13 protein-coding genes are annotated in these 19,543 nt (G+C 58.4%); 6 read left to right on the top strand and 7 right to left on the bottom strand.

From position 1 onward, the window contains the following. Positions 1-208: 208 nt before the first annotated feature. The 5 genes from CA51_RS11260 to CA51_RS11280 all read left to right on the top strand — a co-directional run bounded on the left by CA51_RS11260 (position 209) and on the right by CA51_RS11280 (position 5,647). Positions 209-826 (top strand): SOUL family heme-binding protein, encoded by a 618-nt coding sequence (locus CA51_RS11260; protein ID WP_145120581.1) that lies wholly within the window; start codon positions 209-211, stop codon positions 824-826. Between the two features lie 126 nt (positions 827-952). Then, positions 953-3,691 carry a phosphoenolpyruvate carboxylase gene (ppc, locus tag CA51_RS11265; protein ID WP_145120583.1) on the top strand — a complete coding sequence of 913 codons (2,739 nt, stop codon included), beginning with the start codon at positions 953-955 and terminating at the stop codon, positions 3,689-3,691. A gap of 32 nt (positions 3,692-3,723) precedes the next feature. Beyond that, positions 3,724-3,957, top strand: coding sequence for a TolC family protein (locus CA51_RS11270; RefSeq protein ID WP_145120585.1), 234 nt, complete (start codon positions 3,724-3,726; stop codon positions 3,955-3,957). A 177-nt stretch (positions 3,958-4,134) separates the two neighbouring features. Next, the gene (locus CA51_RS11275; protein WP_145120587.1) at positions 4,135-5,154 is read left to right on the top strand and encodes an SDR family NAD(P)-dependent oxidoreductase; all 1,020 of its coding nucleotides are present in this window, start codon (positions 4,135-4,137) and stop codon (positions 5,152-5,154) included. A gap of 34 nt (positions 5,155-5,188) precedes the next feature. Next, positions 5,189-5,647 carry a hypothetical protein gene (locus tag CA51_RS11280; protein WP_145120589.1) on the top strand — a complete coding sequence of 153 codons (459 nt, stop codon included), beginning with the start codon at positions 5,189-5,191 and terminating at the stop codon, positions 5,645-5,647. Between the two features lie 85 nt (positions 5,648-5,732). Here the strand turns inward: CA51_RS11280 and CA51_RS11285 are convergent, their stop codons facing one another. The 3 genes from CA51_RS11285 to CA51_RS11295 form a co-directional block, all read right to left on the bottom strand. Beyond that, positions 5,733-6,731: a DUF1593 domain-containing protein gene (locus CA51_RS11285; protein ID WP_231746132.1), complete on the bottom strand. Its 999-nt coding sequence runs from the start codon at positions 6,729-6,731 to the stop codon at positions 5,733-5,735. Between the two features lie 309 nt (positions 6,732-7,040). Continuing rightward, positions 7,041-8,489 (bottom strand): arylsulfatase, encoded by a 1,449-nt coding sequence (locus CA51_RS11290; RefSeq protein ID WP_145120591.1) that lies wholly within the window; start codon positions 8,487-8,489, stop codon positions 7,041-7,043. Further along, positions 8,486-9,907 (bottom strand): sulfatase family protein, encoded by a 1,422-nt coding sequence (locus CA51_RS11295; RefSeq protein WP_145120593.1) that lies wholly within the window; start codon positions 9,905-9,907, stop codon positions 8,486-8,488. Before CA51_RS11295 ends, CA51_RS11290 begins: the two co-directional genes overlap by 4 nt. 427 nt (positions 9,908-10,334) lie before the next feature. Between CA51_RS11295 and CA51_RS11300 the strand changes: the two genes are divergently transcribed. Beyond that, complete coding sequence (locus CA51_RS11300; protein WP_145120595.1) at positions 10,335-11,672, top strand: sugar porter family MFS transporter; 1,338 nt, start codon at positions 10,335-10,337, stop codon at positions 11,670-11,672. 21 nt (positions 11,673-11,693) lie between these two features. Here the strand turns inward: CA51_RS11300 and CA51_RS26470 are convergent, their stop codons facing one another. The 4 genes from CA51_RS26470 to groL all read right to left on the bottom strand — a co-directional run bounded on the left by CA51_RS26470 (position 11,694) and on the right by groL (position 19,485). Further along, complete coding sequence (locus tag CA51_RS26470) at positions 11,694-13,808, bottom strand: ABC transporter permease (protein WP_145120597.1); 2,115 nt, start codon at positions 13,806-13,808, stop codon at positions 11,694-11,696. 25 nt (positions 13,809-13,833) lie between these two features. Continuing rightward, positions 13,834-15,285: an efflux RND transporter periplasmic adaptor subunit gene (locus tag CA51_RS11310; RefSeq protein ID WP_145120599.1), complete on the bottom strand. Its 1,452-nt coding sequence runs from the start codon at positions 15,283-15,285 to the stop codon at positions 13,834-13,836. A 631-nt stretch (positions 15,286-15,916) separates the two neighbouring features. After that, positions 15,917-17,491, bottom strand: a complete 1,575-nt coding sequence (locus CA51_RS11315; protein WP_145120601.1) for a TolC family protein — start codon at positions 17,489-17,491, stop codon at positions 15,917-15,919. 377 nt (positions 17,492-17,868) lie between these two features. Next, positions 17,869-19,485, bottom strand: coding sequence for a chaperonin GroEL (gene groL, locus CA51_RS11320; protein ID WP_145120603.1), 1,617 nt, complete (start codon positions 19,483-19,485; stop codon positions 17,869-17,871). Positions 19,486-19,543 lie beyond the last annotated feature (58 nt).

Raw genomic sequence — 19,543 nt, forward strand, 5'->3', positions numbered from 1 at the left:
CTGGAGATCGGTTCCCAACAAGGGGGAGTGCTCAGCCCGAGAAGCACCTCAAAGTGTGGGTGGTTTCCGTTGCAAACAATGCCAAGCAAACGCTGGTCAACTTTTGAGTCGCGTCTATGAACCTTCCGAGGGGAAGTCCGGTGAGGCTTCACGACGAGGGAAACGGGCTGAGTTGTCAGACGACCGAGGTATCGCGGAGGATTATGAGATGAGAAAAGCAAAATGGATCGGTGTGACCGCACTCTTGGCGGCGTTGGTATTTGTTGGAAAAGGAAGCGCCGACTATGAAACGGCTGCTTATGGTGTTGTCGAGAAAGAGGGTGAATTCGAGATTCGCGATTACCCCGAGCTTGTCATGGCGAGCACGGCGATGGGAGCTTCCGGCGGCAACGGAAGTTTCATGCGGTTGTTTGGTTACATAAGCGGCTCTAATCAAGCGAAACAAAAAGTTGCGATGACGACGCCTGTATTTATGAAACCGTCTGCTGAACAAGACGCGGGTTCGATGAGTTTTGTCGTTCCGAAGCAAGTCGCCGACGAGGGAACTCCGGCACCTTCGCGGCAGGATGTGAACATAACAAAGCGACCTGCGGGACGGTTCGCGGTGATTCGATTTTCCGGACGCATGAACGACACAATGCGAGAAGAGGCCCAACAGAAACTTCGCGATTGGGTCGAGGCGAAGGGTTTGAAAGCTGGCGAGTCGATGGAATACGCCAGCTACGATCCTCCTTTCACTCCCGCTCCCTTGCGTCGCAACGAAGTCTTTTTACGATTGCAATCCGACGAAGTGCAGACCGAAAGGGTTCAAGTATCGTCACCGTAATCGCAGAAGAAAAGAGATGGGAAATTATCGAGAAGGCGGAAGCTCGATGGATCTCGTAGAACACGAGCCAGATTCGGAACGGCTCGCCTTTTTGATAGACCTCCAGAAAACCAGTTGAAGCTTCGAATGAACCCATCGATAGACAATGTAAAAGACACGCAGCTGCGCGATGAGATCAGTTACCTCGGTGCGATGCTGGGTGAGATCATCCAGGATTTCGAAGGGGAGGAAGCGTTTGAGCTGGTCGAGGAGCTGCGGCGGTTGGCGTGGGAACGTCGCGAGGGGAGCGAGTCGGCGGAGCAAGAGATGCTCAGCCGGATCTCTGAGCTGGACGAGCATCAATCGGCGGTCGTGATCCGGGCGTTCAGTTTGTTCCTGGACTTGATGAACGTCGTCGAGGATCGCGCTCGGGTCCGCGTGCTGAACGAGCGTTCGGCAAAACTGTGGCCCAAACCGGTTCCCGAATCGATCGGCAGCGCTGTCGAAACGCTGCGATCGGGAGGACGCGACGCAACCGCGATGCAATCGATCGTGGACCAATTGCATGTCGAACTGGTCTTCACCGCGCATCCGACCGAAGCGAAGCGGCGATCGCAGCGGACGCATCTATCGCTGCTGCGGACTCTGATGGCGTCGATCGATCGCGAGGCGGACCCACAGCAGAAATCGCGGTTGGAAGAACAGATGCTTCGCCAAGTCGCATTGGCGTGGCAAACCGATCTGACGCGATCGCGGCGACCGACCGTACTGGAAGAGGTCGCTCGGGGGCTCTCCTTTAAACCCGTGCTATGGCGTGAGATCCCGCGGATCACCGAAGAGCTGAACCAATCGCTGTCGGATCAGTTCGGTCCGCAGGTCGCCGCGACGAAGCCATTGATCACTTTCGGTACTTGGATCGGTGGTGACCGCGATGGGCATCCTGGCGTCACGTCACCGGTCACCGAATCGACCTTTGAATGGTTGCGACGCGAGGCGCTCGCCTTTCATTCGCGAACCTGCGAACAATTTTCGTACTCCTTGAGCGTTTCCGAAACGCAGCTCCCCTTGCCGCCAACGCTTCGCGCGGCGATCGACGAAGCGACGCAGCAGTATCCCGAGCTGGAAGAGCACTTGGCTTTCCTGCCCTCGACCGAACTCTGTCGACTGTGGCTCAACACGATTGGCTGGCGGTTGAAGCAGACCGAAAAGATGTCGCTGTCTAGCGGCACCGTAGTCCGCGGCGCGTATGCCAATGCAGAGGGGTTGCTCGCAGACGTCTCGCTGCTCGCCGACGCGATTGGACAGACGGTGGCGGCGAAGTATCTCAGCGAAGACCTGCGAACTTGGGTGACGCAGATCCGCACCTTCGGATTTTATCTGGCTCGGTTGGATGTTCGTCAGAATTCAAAAGTCCATCGCGAAACGCTCGACGAATTGTTGATCGCTACCGGTCTGTGTGAAGCTCCACAAGATTTGACCGAAGCCGAACGCATGGCGCTGTTGGAGAAGACGCTCTCGCCCCAGTTGCAGTTGCCGACTGAAGAAGTCTCAGAGACCGGTCAAGAAGTGTTGGCTACGTTCGATGTCTTGCATCGCGTCTCGACTCGTTATGGTCAGACGGGGATCGGGGCCTTGATCGTCAGCATGACCTCGACGGCCAGCGACATCCTGACGTTGTTGTGGTTGTGGCGGCACACGTCGAAGCCGTCGGTAGGTTACAAGGTCCCGCCGCTGGTACCGTTGTTCGAGACGATCAGCGACCTGCAGGCCGCTCCCGAAATCATGGAGTGTCTGCTGCGATGCGAGTCGTATCGTGAGGCGTTGTCGGCGCATCAAGATCGTCAGTGGATCATGCTCGGTTATTCGGACAGCACCAAAGACGGCGGTTATTTGGCGGCCAGCTGGGATCTCTACAAGGCTCAACAAACGCTGGCCTCGGTCGCCAAAGAACACGATGTGCGGCTGACCTTCTTCCACGGTCGCGGCGGCTCGCTCGGTCGCGGCGGCGGACCCGCGGCGCGCAGCATTCTGTCGCTGCCACATGGGACGTTTGATGGCACGTTGCGATTGACCGAACAAGGGGAAGTGCTGGCCGACCGGTACGACGACCAAGCGATTGCTCATCGGCATCTGGAGCAAGTCGTCTGGTCGTCGCTGTTGGCGGCGGATCACGCACAACGCTCGCCCGAACCGGCGTGGATCGATTGCCTGGATAGCGCCGCACGCGTCTCGTTGGCTCACTACCGCGAACTGTTAGAAGCGGACGATTTCGTCGCCTTCTTCCGCGACACGACGCCATTGACGGAGATCGAACAACTGCCGATCGGATCGCGTCCGTCGCGCCGGAAACCTGAAGGTGGATTGTCCGATCTGCGAGCGATCCCGTGGGTCTTCTCCTGGACGCAGGCCCGCTGTCTGTTGCCGGCGTGGTACGGCGTGGGAACTGCATTGGCGAAATTGAACGCCGATTCGCCCGACGTGGCTCGCGAGATGTATCAACAGTGGTGGTACTTCCGCGATCTTGTCGACAACGCCGAACTGGCGCTCGCTAAATCGGACATGAAGGTATTTCAGCATTACATGCGTTTGACCGCCGGCAGCGCCGGCGAGACTTGGATCGCCGACCGGATCCAGAAGGAATATGAGACCAGTCGCCAGCAGATCCTGGCCCTGAGTGGCGGGAGCGAATTGTTGGATGGGACGCCTTGGTTGAAGGAATCGATCCGCGTTCGCAACCGGTTCATCGATCCACTGAATCTGTTGCAAGTGGAGCTGTTGCGGCGTCGTCGTCAATCGGATCCCGACGCGGCCGCGGCCGACAAACAACAGGTCTTGCTGCGATTGACCGTCAACGGGATTGCCGCAGGGTTGCGGACCAGCGGCTGAGGGAACTCTCGAGACCTATCGCTTTTATCGCCTTGGACGCCGCCTACAATCGGCTGCAACAGGCGGAAGAAGCGACTCGGTTGTCGGACTACATCGCCGACGTCGAACGCCGCAAGTTCGAACTCGGCGAGAGCGACCTGCTGGCCGTCGTGTTACGCGAACAATACGCTATCGAAGCGGCGATCTACGAGATCGATGCCAAGCTGGAATATTACATCGCCCGAGCGGATTACGACGCGGCGATGGCGATCGATTGGCCACAATAGTCGGCCGTAAGTTTCAGCTCTCCAACTCGTCGTCGGCCGCATCCTCGATGCTTCCTTTCTAACGCGAGTTTCTGCGTTCTGCGGATCTGCAACGAACCTTCGCCGATCGAATCGGCACGTCGATTGCATGATGGTGGATGTGAACCAATCAACTCACACATCTCCCGCACGAACTCGATGAATACATTTTCCAAGCTCGCTCTCTCTGCCGCCATTGGCTATACGGGACTCAAAATCACCCGAGCTGTTGCTCGCCGCAAACGAAACTTCGCCTGGCAAAACAAACGCGTCGTCATCAGTGGAGGTTCGCGCGGGCTTGGTTTGGTGATTGCCCGACAGCTGGCCGACCAAGGTGCTCGAATCGCGATCACCGCTCGCGGTGAAGGGGATCTTGCTGCTGCGGCGGACGAGTTACGCGATCGCGGTGCCGAGGTGATCTCGCAAACCTGTGATGTTCGCCAACCGGAACAAGTGACTCGCTTCATCGATCAAGTGGTTCAGCGTTACGGTGGCGTCGATGTCCTGATCAACGTTGCGGGGATCATCACGGTGGGCCCACTGGAAGCGATGGAGTTCGATGACTTCGCCGACTCGATGAACACAAACTGTTGGGGTGCATTGCACACGTCGAAGGCGGTGCTGCCGCACATGCGGTCCGCCGGATGGGGACGAATCGTCAACATCGCTTCGCTCGGCGGCAAGCGAGCCGTGCCACATATGCTCCCCTACGCCGCTAGCAAGTTTGCGTTGGTCGGACTCTCCAACGGGATGCGGGCGGAACTGAAACAAGAGAACATCTTTGTCACGACAGCCTGTCCCGGGTTGATGCGAACTGGGAGCCCACGGAACGCGAACTTCAAGGGCCAGCATCGCGACGAATACGCTTGGTTCAGTATCGGCGATTCTCTACCGGTGATGTCGATGGACGCTGCGACGGCGGCGACGCAGATCTTGGACGCATGCCAGCAAGGACGCGGCGAAGTCTTCATCCACAGTCCGTGGAACATGACGATCGCCCTGCAGAACCTGTGCCCCGAACTGACACAAGAGATCCTCGGCATGGCCGCGACGGTCCTTCCGAAAATGGGTGGCATCGGTCGCGATTCCGCCAAGGGGCACGAGAGCCAATCGGCATGGTCACCGTCGGTACTCACCACGCTGACGCAGCGTGCGGCCGCGATGAACAACCAGTTGTAAGTTGTTTTTTCCCTCACCACAAAGGAGTTTCCTAATGTTGCCCGCCACAAATCAACGCGTCGAAAGTCATACGTGTGAAGCGATCAATCGAGAGATCGCGGAACAGACGCAATCGCGGATCGCCCACTACTCCACCAGATCTTCACGCGAGATCTCCGAGCGGCTTCGCGAACTCGACCACGAATGGGATATCGAACGGGCGTTGGAATGCAACGCTTCGGCCCTCGCCTTCTCAGGCGTCATGCTCTCGGCGACAGTCGACAAGCGATGGTTGATCCTGCCCGGATTGGTGACCGGGTTCCTGTTCCAGCACGCGTTGCAAGGTTGGTGCCCGCCGCTGCCTATCCTGCGACGAATGGGCTTCCGCACTTCGGCTGAAATCAACGAGGAGCGTTACGCACTCAAAGCCCTCCGCGGCGATTTTGAACGCGTCAATTCGAGCGATAGCGGCCAACGCGATCCACGCGCTGCCATGGCCGCCGCGGCTCAGTGAATTGGTGTGCGGGAGAGACGTTGGCCGACAGTGCTGCGATGCGACACGGCATCGCGGCTGTGCGAGAAGTACTGCGACTAACCGGCTAGGGCTTCGTCGCGCGATCCATTCGCTGTTTCCAGTCTTCAAGGTACGCGCGGCGCCAGTTGCTGACAGTTTTGGCTCCGGCGCGGTTGCCCGTGGACAGGCCAGGATCGGGATTGTCGGTCCAGTACTGTTTGCCGTGATCGGTCGCTACGTACGCGCCGCCCCAGTGCGGCGCTGTCGGATCGTTGGCGTCGCCGCGAAGCAAATAGAGCAGCGAAGGCGTGTCTCCCATCTTGATGTCCCGTTTCTTCTGGAAGAAGAGATCGCCGAGCGCGCCGTGCCCCTTCACGTTCCGCTCGACGAATTGAAGGTTGCCCCACTCTCCGTCTTGTACGCCGCCCATGTACATGCCTCGGAAAGTCGTGTCGCTCTCGATCCACCACAGGTCCTTGTGATGCTCGAATAAGTAGTCGCGAGCCGCCGGGTCCTGCACCGTATTCCAAGATCCGATCGAATAGAGGCGTATGTGTTCTTTGATCGAAGGATCGTCGTGGATCGCCTGAGCCACGTCGGTGATGCTCCCCCAAACCAGAATCCATAGCGGCCGTTTGTCGGCGGCATGCGCACGTTCGATGATCCATCGCGAGCCATCGGTCGGTTGGGACCAGCCTTTCCGCGGTGCCTTGTCGTGAGCCCCCTGCTTCGCGATCTTCCGCATCGCATCGGGAGCGGGATAGTCGCTCGAATGAGCTTTGAGGTGCGCGTAATCACGGGCATAAGCATCGATCACTTCGATGATGTCTTTGGTGCGCCCCGCACCGGGCGGAGAGGCGATGATACCTTCCAGATCCAAAACGTCGGCGTAGAGGAGCAGATGGACCAGCGATTGAAAGTCGTCGGGATCGGAACCGCCAATGTCGGTCGAGACGATCAGACGCGGACGTTCCCCCTGCAGAGCGCCTCCCGGCGGGGAAGCCGCCATCGCCGTGCTGCTACCGATGACGAAAACGAACAGAAAGGCGAGCGAGATGGACTGGCTGTGTTGGGGCGTCTTCAATGGAAGCTCCTAAGTATCGCAGGAATGCTGTGACCGATCATTTGTATTGTGCTTCTTTGGCGGCGGGACCGTTCGTCGCCAACCGCTTTGTTACCGTTACGAATGCGGTGGAGTGAACGATCTTGTCGCCACGCTATCCGACTTAACAGGGTGAATGGAGATCCAATCCAATCGGTGAGGCTGGATCCAGAGCGAAGGGAGCGATGGTTGCACTGAAACCGCGGTTTGCTTGTTCGTTGTCTTCCGAAACATTCCGTGGCGGTCACCAAATGTGTCGGAAAGCCGCGAGCGATCCGATCGGCTTGGTGATCACTTCTTCGCTGGAACGCGGCGGCGGACAGTCCAGTTAGGGTGCTCGACATGCGCCTCGGTCATCATCGCCTCAAGTTGTTTGACGACTTCTGGATTCGCATCGGCCACGTCGTTTGTCTCTCCGATGTCGTTGCTCAAATCGTACAACTGAGTCTTTCCGGTCATCCATGGCTTGCGGATCGCTTTCCAGTTTTTGGCACGGACCGCTTGCTTGCCGCCGCGCTCGTAAAACTCCCAATACAAGTATTCGTGTTGCTGTTGCAGTTCCGGGTGGCCGGTGAGAGTAGGAACGAAGCTGATCGAATCGGTTCCCTCGGGCGTCTGCGCACCACTTAGCTCAGCCGCGGTTGCCATGACGTCGCCAAAATAGCCGACGTGATCCGAACTTGAACCTGGCGGTGTCGTGCCGGGCCAACGAACGATCAGCGGAACGCGAATCCCGCCTTCGGTCAGGTCGCGTTTCATTCCACGCAGCGGACCGTTGGGATCGAACCGCTCGGGATCCTGGCCTCCTTCGGCGTGCGGCCCGTTGTCGCTGGAGAAGAGGACGATGGTCTCGTCGTCGATATCCAGTTGCTTCAATAGATCGAGCAACCGCCCGACGTCGGCGTCCATTCGCGTGATCATCGCAGCCTGGCCTTTGTCGGGATTAGGCCAATCTTTGTCGGCGTAGATGCCGTAATCGGGAACCTCTTGGCCGTCGCCGATCCCTCGCGCCGCTTCGTTGTTGGCGTGTGGAATCGTCAGCGACAAATAGAGGAAAAATGGCTTGTGGTTTTCACCGGTCGAGGCGTTCGATTTGATGAAACCCAACGCCTCATCGGCGATCAGGTCGTGACTGTACGCAACTTTTTTGGTCGCCCAACCGCCCATGAAGCCTCCGTGAAGACGGCCCGTCGATTGGACGACGTTTCCCAAATCAACGCGTTCTTCGTTCCGCCAGAGGAATTCGGGATAGTAGTTGTGCGCGTGAACCTGATTGAGGTAGCCGTAGAAATAGTCGAATCCTTGTCGCCGCGGCAGCCCCGACCGTCCACCGGGGGCGTCGTCGCCGAGTCCCCATTTGCCGCACAAACCGGTCGCGTAGCCGGCTGACTTCAGAACTTCGGCCACGGTGATGTCTTCATCTCGCAGCGACTGGATTGCCATGTCCGGGCCACCTGCATTGCCGCGGACGTGCGTGTGCCCCATGTGCTGGCCCGTCATCAACACGCTTCGCGACGGAGCACAGACGGTGTTGCCGGCGTAGAAATTGGTGAATCGCATCCCCTCAGCCGCCATTTGGTCGAGCCGTGGCGTTTGGATCACCTGCTGTCCATAACAGCCCAGATCGCCGTAACCGAGGTCATCGACGAGGATAAAGACGATGTTGGGCTTGGCGGCTTGCGCGATCGACGATGCCAAAAGAGCCAACGCGATGGCGACGATGCGGTAGGAGGTTCTCATTGCTTGGTCTCGTAGTAGGTATTCATTTCGCTCCACCATTGCAGCAACTGCGTCTGCATTTCCGCAGTCCGCTGCTGATGGTTCGCCGCGACGTTTTCCGTCTCGCCGATATCGTTGGCGAGGTCGAACAATTTTAGTTCGCTGCCGTCGGGATTACACAGCAGTTTCCAGTCGTCCTGCCGCATCGCCAACTGGGGGCTGATGTTTTCCGGGGTGCCCGGTTTGATGCTGCCGTGGACTCCGTATTCCCAGAAGATCGGGCGATTGCGCACGGTCGGTTTGCCCAGCAGCGCCGCCGACATGTCCAGTCCGTCCGCACGGTCCATGTCGACTCCCGCGCCGCATAGCTTGGCAATCGTCGGCAACACATCGATCGCTGCCATCACGGTCTGATCGTTGGTCGCACCAGCAGGAATCTTTCCCGGCCAGCGGGCGATGAAAGGCATCCGGATCCCGCCTTCGTAGAGACTCCATTTGCGTCCCCGCAGCGGCCCGGTAAAGCCAGGCGGTTGATGGCCGTCTTTGTAGTATCGCGGCCAGTCGGTCGGCCCGTTGTCGCTGGTGAACAGAACCAACGTATCGTCGGCCAGTTCCAACGCGTCGATCGTTTTCAGCAACCTGCCGATCTGCCGATCGGTTTCATCGAGGACGGCAAAGAAGTCGACATCGGGCGGGTTGTCCGAAGCACCTTCCCACTTCTTGCGTTGTTCGTCCGAAGGTAAATGCCTGTCGTGGACGTCGTTCGGGAAGACGCGAAGATAGAACCGTTGGTCGCGATTTTTCGTCATGAAGTCGATTGCATGATCGACGTAGGTTTCGGTTGTTTTGTGTTTGGGGAGGTCGAGGATCTTGCCCCGTCCATGTTTCCAACTCTGCTCTTGGTTGCCCGTCTTCTGCCACAAAATCCGGTCGCCGAGGCCTTCGAAAGAGACCAACGATTCGTCAAAGCCGTACGCCTGCGGCAGCGGAGCGTCGCCGACGTCTCTTCCTCCGCCCATGTGCCATTTGCCAAAGTGAGCTGTCGCGTAGCCGGCCGACTTCAAAAGCTTGGCCAGTGTTGGCGCGGTGGGATCGAGCCAGTCGGGCATCTTCCGCTGTCGATTCGATTCTCGCGTGGCAAAATACGAATGGATGCGATACCGCTGTTGGTATTGTCCGGTTGTTAAAGCGACTCGCGACGCCGAACAGATCGGCGAATTGACGTAGAAGTTCGTCAACCGAATCCCTTCGGCGGCCAACCGATCGATGTTGGGCGTCTTCATCGCGGGATTGCCAAAACAACTCGGGTCGGCGTATCCCATGTCGTCGATGAAAACAACGACGACGTTTGGCGGACGATCATCAGCAAACGCCGCCGGGCTGCAACATACAGTAAGCAGGCAAGCGATCGCATAAGCGATCCGTTGCAATCGATTCATTCTTCGAGTTCCGTGGGGGAAGTTGTTTGAAGTGGCAGCGCGGCAAGGGCCAACCGCGCTGGCGTCCTGCCGGAACGACTGGATCGCGGGCGATCGATCATGGGCCCAGCTGGATCGTCGTCAGCGGATGCGGTTGCACCAAGGTTGTGTTCCCACGTGATGAATCCGCATCCGGTTTCCATTCCAGCGACCAGCATAACATGAACGATTTGGCGGTGAGTGATTTGTGCCAATCTATCGACGAACGATCTGTCGATCAAACGGCTGCGGTTTGCGAAACCGATGGCGTTCGCGGAGCGGTCGATTTGCCGAACGCAAAACCGGTGCGAACTTGTTGAACGCGAGCCGGCGAGTCACGTTCGGGATTCGCGTAGGGTATCATGCACCGCAGGCACAAATTGGCATCGCAGACAGGAGAGACACTCGCATGAACCCACGGCTCTTTATCTGGTCACTGACGTCTGCGTTGGCAGGTTTCTTGTTTGGGTTCGATACGATTGTGATCTCGGGAGCCGAGCAGGATATCCAAACGCAGTGGCGTCTGGACGGGATGACACATGGGCTGTGCATGAGTGCGGCGCTCTGGGGGACTGTTTTGGGAGCGGTCTTTGGCGGGCTGCCGACCGAACGCTTTGGACGCCGTAAAACGTTGCTCTGGATCGGCTGCCTCTATTTCGTGTCGGCGGGCGGTTCGGCACTCGCCGGCGAACAATACACGTTCATGCTCGCCCGTTTCATCGGCGGCGTTGGTGTCGGCATTGCAACGGTCGCATCGCCACTGTACATCGCGGAGATCTCGCCACCGGGGCTGCGTGGGCGGCTTGCCGGTATGTTTCAGTTCAACATCGTCTTTGGGATTCTAGTCGCGTTTGTCTCCAACTATTTGATCGGCAACTATGTCGACGCGGCGGTCGCTTGGCGATGGATGCTGGGTGTGGAAGCGATCCCCGCGTTAATCTACACGGTGATGTGTTTTACGATTCCCGAGAGTCCCCGTTGGTTGATCACTCACGGCGGACAGCGCGATGCGGGAAGAGAGATCTTCGCAACGGTGAATCCCGACTTATCGGAGCAACAGTTGACGGAGCTTGTCGATTCGGTGCAAGCGGGTGGCGGCGAAGCGTCGACGAAAACGCCGTTCTTTACGGGCCGACTGCAGAAGCCGATCACACTCGCATTCCTGATCGCCTTCTTCAACCAGCTGTCCGGAATCAATGCGATTCTCTACTTCGCGCCGCGGATCTTTGAATGGACCGGGCTGGGCGAAAGCGCCGCGTTGCTGCAGTCCGTGGGGATCGGGATCACGAACCTGATCTTCACCTATCTCGGGCTGTGGTTAATCGATCGGCTGGGACGGCGGACGCTGATGCTGATCGGGTCGTGCGGCTACATCGTCTCGCTTGGACTGTGCACGTGGGCGTTCTGGACCGAAACGTTTCAGATCGTTCCGGCTTGCATCTTCGCCTTTATCGCCGCGCACGCGATCGGTCAGGGAGCCGTGATTTGGGTCTTCATTAGCGAGATCTTCCCGAATCGCCATCGCGCCGCGGGCCAGGCTTTGGGAAGCAGCACGCATTGGTTGTTTGCGGCGCTACTGACGCTGGTCTTCCCGACGCTCGCTGCCCAACTTCCACCGGCGGCGATCTTTGGGTTCTTCGCCGGAATGATGGTCTTGCAGCTGTTCTGGGTGAAGTTCTTCATGCCGGAAACCAAAGGCGTTCCGTTGGAAGAGATGCAGTCGAGGTTGGGGATTCGAGAGGCCTGATTCGCACAGAGCTTCGCTTGCTTATCCGACGTGTCGCAGTGCTTCGATGGGGTTCATCTTGGCAGCTCGCAATGCTGGATAGAGCCCAAACGTCACGCCGACGGCGACGGAGATCCCAAACGCGATCGGGATCGACCAGGGGATGATCACCGGTTGCATCGTGAGCACAACTTCGGGCAGCGAATCCATCATCTCAGGCATCGCTTTTTGAAGAGTCCAACGGAACAGGTCGAGGACTTTTTCGCAGGTCAGGCCGCCCAGGATCCCGGTGATCCCGCCACCGACGGACAACAGCACCGTCTCGATCAGGAACTGCCGGGTGATGTCGCGTCGCCGCGCACCGAGGGCTCGGCGGATTCCGATCTCTCGAGTTCGTTCGGTGACCGTGGCGAGCATGATATTCATGATGCCGATGCCGCCGACGACCAGCGAGATCCCAGCCAATAGGCCCATCATCGCCATGAACATCAGCCGCGTGTTCTGGGCTTGTTCGAGCAGCTTCAGCGGGACGCCGACGGTGAAATCGGCAAACAGATGCGTGCGGCCGAGCGCTTGTTCGATCGCGTGCCCGGTGGCGACGGCGTCGCGTTGATCCTTCAATCGCAGCGTGATTTGCGACAGCGCGCGGCTGCCGTTGTTGCCGCGCGATGTGACTTCGCCAAAGCGGATCCAATACGTTTCCAGTGGGATGTAAACGTTGTCCGAAAATTTCTGCTTGTTGCTTGTCTCTTCGACGCTGTCGAGGTCCTCGCGCGACGCGGCGACGCCAACGACGCGGAAGTAGTCGTCGATTACGTGGATCGACTTTCCGATCGGATCTTCGTGTTTGAACAGCGTGTCGGCGACTTCTTTTGCTAAGACGCAAACGTTGGCTCCGGTCTCGATATCGCGGTCGATCAGGAATCGCCCCGAGACCAGTTCCAACCGGTAGAGGTCTTTGTAATCGGGGGTGCAGGCGTTGATCTCGCCCATCATCATCCGGTCGAGATAGCGGAATTCACGTCCCGATCGGCGGTAGAAGGGAATCGCAAGATCGACCGACGGGATCGAAGTCTCCAGATGATGCCAGTCCTGTTCGGTGAGTCCATAATAGTAGACCCGCTTGCCCTGCAATTCGTCGGCGGGCGGGCGAGCGGTTGTCAGGATGATGTTGTTCGCGCCAAGTTCTTCGATTTGTTGGTTCGCTTTCGCCGCGATCCCTTCGCTGATCGCCAGCAACCAGATCACGCTGGCGACGCCGATGAAGATTCCCAGCACCGTCAGCATCGAACGCAGCGGATGCATCAACAGCGTTTTGAGTCCCACGCGGACGTCTCGCATCCGCATCCGCAGTTGCGACGGGCGCGTGCGATGCAGCGGCGCGTCGACGACGTCGGTCGCTTCAGCGGGCGGTGCGGGATCGCGGAGTCGTTGGTCGAGTTCGACGACGCCATCGCGCAGCCGAACGATCCGGCGGGCGCGTTGAGCGACCTCTTCCTCGTGGGTGACCATCACGATCGTGGCCCCCTGTTGATTCAACTCCTCGAACAACTCGAGGATCTCCTCGGTCGTCGCGGTGTCCAGGTTGCCTGTCGCTTCGTCGGCGAGGATGAATTCGGGGTGATTGATCAAGCTGCGGGCGATGCCAGCTCGCTGCTGTTGTCCGCCGGAGAGTTCGGTCGGGCGGTGCTCGCAGCGTTGGCCCAGTCCCACCAGGTCGGCAAGCGCTTGGCTGCGCTCACGATCCGATGCGCTGATCCCGCCGCTGTAGGCCAGCGGGACCTCGATGTTCTCCAACACATCCAACTGAGGCAGCAGGTTGTAGGCTTGAAAGACAAACCCGATCCGTTTGGCTCGGATCGCCGACAATTCGTCGTCGCTCAGTTTCGCGACGTCACAATCGCCGATCAGGTATTGGCCTGAGGTGGGTGTGTCGAGGCCGCCGAGAAGATTTAGAAGCGTGCTTTTGCCCGATCCCGAGGGGCCCATGATAGCCACATAATCGCCGCGGGGGACCTCCAGTTGGACGCCTTTGAGGACGTGTACCGTCTCGCTGCTTAAGCGATAATCCTTGCAGAGTCCGCGGATGCTGAGCGCGATCTGCGGCGGATCGACGGGACCTTCAACAGGTGCGGTGTCGGATTGAGCGAGCAGCATGGTATCTCTTCGGTAGGCGGTGGACTCACGAAGTTTCGAGGCTAGGCAGATCCATCTGTTCCATTACCTGTTCGGTTCGCACGTTGAGCACGACCTCTTCATTAGCGGACAAACCCGATTCGATGACCAGGTTGGTTTCGTTGGTCGTGCCGACGACAACCTCACGCGTTTCCAGCGTTCCATCTTCGTTTGGCAGTGCACAGAAGTATTGCCCTTCGCGCTCGATCACCGCTTCGATTGGAACTTGCAACGCTTGATCGATCCGTTGCACAAGGATGTTGACTTCGGCTGTCATTCCCGGACGCAAGTCGCGCGGTGGATCGGTGATCTCGACCTCGACGACATATTCCTTGACGTGCGACATGTAGACGCTGATCGCGGGCAACGGATATTCGCTGACCGTCGTCACCTTGCCGGTCAGAGAGAGGTCGGGCATCGCATCGAGCATCAGTTCGGCGGTCAGCCCGGGGCGAACGTGTCCGATCCGCGATTCGTGGACCAACGTCTTAACACGCATCTTTTTGGGATCGGGGAGATTGATGATCGTTTGCCGTTCGCGAACCGGCATCCCCTCTTCGATCATGATCTTGTTGGCACTGCGGGTCTGATTGTTCGCGTAGACAACCTGTCCGGCGACGGGAGCCCAAATGCGGCACTTCTCAATTTGGTCTTCGATCTCTTCGAGCTGGACCTTGTCGAGTTCCCAGGTCTTGGTTCGCGATTGCAAACGCGATTCGGCGGTCCGAATTTCGGCTCGCAACTGAGTTAACATCTTCTCTTTCGTGAAGGTGTTCAAAACGGCGAGTTTCGTTTCGGCAACGCCCAGTTCGTTGCGAGCCTTTTCGACGGCAAACGTATCGGCTTCCAATTGAGCTTCGGGAATGTAACCCCGCTCGGCCAGACGCTTGCTGTAATCGAGGTACTCCTCGGCGCGGCGTTTGTTTTCTTGAGCGACAAAAACCTCGCTCTGCTGTTGAGCCAACTTCTCTTTGAACGTTCCCTCTTCGTATTCGCTCAATTCCAACTTGGTCGAATCGACTTTCGCCTGAGCTTCGATCACCGCCGATTCGCTGTTGCTGCAGACGATCTGTTGTTGGATCAATTGGGTCTGCAGCGCTGAATCGTCCAAGCGGACCAAGAAGTCACCAGCTTCGACCCATGTTCCCTCGGGAACGATCTCGATGATGTTAGTGCCGGCGGAACCCGAGCGGCGATTGACTTCGCAGCGGACCTCGATGTTGCTGGAACTTTCGACTTCGCCCCGTTCGAGCACCGTGTGCACAAACGGTTCCATGGTAGCTGTTGTTGTGAGGTAGACCGGCTTGGGAGCTTCGACAAAAAAGCCTTTCACCGAATCGACCATGCTACCGAAGAACTGGCCGACCACTCCGCAGACCAGGAACATGCCCAGGGTTGCTGCAAAGATGGTGGTACTTGCCGAACCGCGCCGCTGGCGTTTGCTGTTTTGCATTTGCATCGGAGGGTCCACCTGCGGCAAGCAGGCGTCTCAATGGGAGGTGGGGGAGGGTGTGGGTGTCGATGGTTGGCCGCGAGCTACGCGGTCCGGGTGGGACTTCGTCTAGAAGTTCGACTTATTGTAGCACGTCTGGCGAACCCTGTCAGGGCGATTGCGGATGTGACGATTGTTAATTCTAGCCCCCTGAAATCGAATACAACGGCCTCATAAAGCCCAATTCGCCCGTCCCAGTTGCCCTAACCGCTAATACACAAAGCAAAACAAGGGGAGTGGGTGAGAGAACCCGGTGGAACGCCCCCTGAAAATGTCGCAGATTTTGGCGTACGCCCGTGCAGGACCGCTGCGATTGCACCAAACAGAGTGGGACGCGGCGATGTATGACGTCTGGCGTCATGCGGCGCAACAGCTTGCCGCCAACAGAAAGGATATGGAGCTCGAATTCAGATCCGGGGCGAGCGAACGGGCCCGGGGAACCTTCTGCTCTGCTCTGGCGATTAGCAAGCCGCGTTTGCGCGGAGCCCTTGGGCGCTCAAGCCACTGCAGGGCTTATAGAAATGACGCAACGACATCATCAACCGTGAGGCCGATGATGTCGTCGAGACTTTTGTTGCGATGTCGGCGTTTCGGCCGATTATTGACCGCCAAACGAGGCACCGCGAATTCCGTCGCCGTCGGTGTAGTCTTGCGGTGCATCGAGTCCGCCGGTCAGCAGCAGGCCGTCAACCTTTGCGTTGGCTTGAGCCAACTGGCCCTTGGCTTCGATGAATCGCATCATCGAATCGTAGTAGCTGCGGCGAACGATCAAGACCTGCAAGAACTCGAGTTCGCCCGCTTTGTAGCCCTCTTCGGACAGTTCCAGACTCTTGGTCGCTTGCGGGATGATCTCTTGTTGATACTTTTGCACCGACGCCATCGTGGCGTCGTAATCTTGAGCGGTCCGGGCCAAACGCGACTTGATCGATTGTTCAACCCGTTTGACGTTCTGCACCGCGCGGCGATAGTCGGCGTAGGCGGCGGAGATGTTCCCCGCGTTTTTGTTCCAAACCGGAATCGGGGCCGACAGTTGCACGTTGATCATTCCCGAATCGGTGCCGTTGTCGAATCCGGCTCCCAGTTGGCCGGTGACGTTTGGCGTCATCTGCACTTGCTGACGCTTCAGCAACGCAGCCTTCTCGCAGACCAAGGCGTTGGCAACCGACATCTCGGGGCTTTGCGCGACGATCGATCCGTAAGCCGTATCCCAATCGGGAGTGTGAGCCGGTGGTTCGAGTTCTGCTAACAATCGGGCTGGGGTGGATGTCGGTAGACCTGCGATCGCGGCGAGGTCCTGCCAAGCTCCGCGATAGGCAACCTCGGTCCGTTCGGCTGCCAGCGTGATTTCGCTGAGCATCGTCTGGGCCTGCAGGACTTCGATCAGCGTCCCTTCCTCTGCTTCTTGGCGTTGCGTCGCGACGTCGACACCGCGGCGCGCAACCGCTTCGAATTCACGCGTCGCATCGAGCTGCTGTTGGGCGGCGAGAGCTTCGAAGAAGCGGATGCGAACGTCGGTTAAGACGCGGTACCGCTGTGTCTCGGTTTCCCATCGCTGTGCCGATGCGGTATGCGAAAGGACCGATCGGTTCAGTTCCAGTTTGTCGCCACGGACAAACTCCTGTTCGAGAAACAACAGATGTTGGTCGGTTTGTTCGTCGGCCAGCTGTTGCGCCGAATAGCCCATCGTTGGGTTGGGACGCACGCCGACTTGGCGGCGCAGGCCAGCCGCTTTGTTGTTTGCGGCGTAGGCCGCAGCGATCGATGGATTATTGCTGAGCGCCAACTGCTCCAGATCTGCCAGCGTGTAGGCTGGCCCGTTGTAGATCGTGTTATCCGCGGGAACGACCACCGAATCGTTGGTTGGGAATGCCGCTTGGGGAGCGTCGACGGCTGCGGGCACCAACTGGACTGTCGCGGTTGGCTGGGCCGCAGTTGGAATCTCGGTGGCATCTGCAGCGGCGTCCGATTCGGTCGCCTGCTGCCCGAAGCGGTAGGCTACCGTTTCGATCACCGGTTTGTTTGCTACCGCTGGGCCGCCGGCAGATTCCGCAGCGACATAACCTTCGTTTGCGGGGGCTTCGTTTTGGGCGACCCGAGGTTTGGGGCCGGTCCCGGCGCAGCCAGCCAGCGAAAGGGCCAAACAGCTCGTCAAACAGGTTGTGAAGCGTTTCATAGCATCCTTGCCAATGGTCGAGGTAGAGGGAGCGACGAAGTTGGGCCAGCTGCCTTTGCTATCCCGGATCGTTATGTTCGTCGCGAGTCTCTCGTTGAGCGTTATCGGTTTGACTGTCTCAAACCTGAGGTCCGGTGCGACCGGGAGCGGGAAACGGCTAGGGCTCGGGGCGTCGAACCCCGTCGACCGTCACAGCTTGACAACGGCACCACCGGGATGTGGGGGAGGGTCCTGCAAGAGCTTGCAGCAACTGGAGCCGCTTGCCGCATGAGAGCGGTGGTTGCGAAAGAGGAATGGGCTGGGGCGGCGCATAAAAAAACCTCAGCCTATTGAGGGCTGAGGTTTCGCAAAATGAAGTTAGCGTTGCCGCGTGTTCATTAGTACATATCGTGGTCGCCGCCGTGTCCGCCGGCTTTGCCATCCTTCGGCTTCTCGGCGATCAACGCGTCGCTGGTCAGCAACAGCGTCGCGACGCTGGCAGCATTGCCCAGCGCGGTGCGAGTCACCTTGGTCGGGTCGATGACGCCGGCCGAAACCAGGTCTTCGTAGGTGTCGGTCAGGGCGTTGTAACCGTAGTTGCCCTTGGATCCGAGGACCTTTTCGCAGACGACGCCGCCATCTTGGCCAGCGTTTTCGGAGATCATCGTCAAAGGAGCGCGGCAAGCACGCACGACGATGTTGTAACCGACGAGTTCGTCGTCGGAGATCTCGCCTGGCTTGACCTTGCTGCTGGCACGCAACAGAGCGACGCCACCACCTGGCAGGATGCCTTCTTCAACGGCAGCGCGAGTCGCGTGCAACGCATCTTCGACGCGAGCCTTCTTCTCTTTCATTTCGCTTTCGGTCGCAGCACCAACGTTGACCTTGGCGACACCGCCAGCCAACTTGGCCAAACGCTCTTCCAGCTTTTCCTTATCGTAATCGCTAGACGAGTTATCGATTTCGCGACGGATCTGCTCGATGCGTCCCTTGATCTCGCTGCTCTTGCCAGCACCTTCGATCACGGTGGTGTTGTCCTTGTCGACGATGATCTTCTTGGCGCGGCCAAGTTGAGCGATGCCGACGTTTTCCAACTTGGTACCCAAGGCTTCGAAGATCGCTTCGCCACCGGTCAGGATCGCGATATCTTCCATCATCGCCTTGCGACGGTCGCCGTAACCAGGAGCCTTGACGGCAACGCAGTTGAACGTGCCACGCAGGCGGTTGATGACCAAGGTCGCCAACGCTTCGCCGTCGACGTCTTCAGCGACGATCAACAGAGGCTTGCTTTGTTGAACGACTTGTTCCAGGACAGGAACCAGGTCCTTGATGTTGGAGATCTTCTTCTCGAAGACCAAGATGTAAGCGTCTTCGAGGACGGCTTGCATGGTGGTCGAATCGGTGACGAAGTAAGGCGACAGGTAGCCGCGGTCGAACTGCATACCTTCGACCCATTCCTGCTCGGTGTGCAGGCTCTTGCCTTCGTCGACGGTGATCACGCCGTCTTTGCCGACTTTTTCCATCGCGTCGGCCAACAGGCTACCGATTTCGCGATCGTTGTTCGAAGCAACGGTGGCGACGTTCGCCATGTCTTCCTTGCTCTTGACCTTGATTGCCATCTTCTTCAGTTGCTCGGTGATGTCGACAACTGCTTGCTCGATACCGCGCTTCATCTGGATCGGATTGACACCCGCGACGACAGCCTTGAGGCCTTCGTTGAAGATCGCTTCGGCCATCACGGTAGCGGTGGTGGTACCATCGCCGGCGACGTCGCTGGTCTTGCTGGCAACTTCGCGAACCATGCGAGCGCCCATGTTTTCATAGACGTCCTCGAGATCGATCTCCTTGGCGACCGAAACACCGTCCTTGGTGACGGTTGGGCTGCCAAAGCTCTTTTGGATGATGACGTTGCGTCCCTTAGGACCCAAAGTCACTTTAACGGCTCGCGCCAACTTGCTCACGCCGCGACGAATCGCTTCGCGTGCCTCTTGCTCAAATGCGATGATTTTTGCCATCGGTATCTAATCGCTCCAAATAGATGGTGTTTAGGTTGTTCGTTGATAAATGGAAGAG

The sequence above is a fragment of the Rosistilla oblonga genome, assembly GCF_007751715.1.
GTDB lineage: Bacteria > Planctomycetota > Planctomycetia > Pirellulales > Pirellulaceae > Rosistilla > Rosistilla oblonga.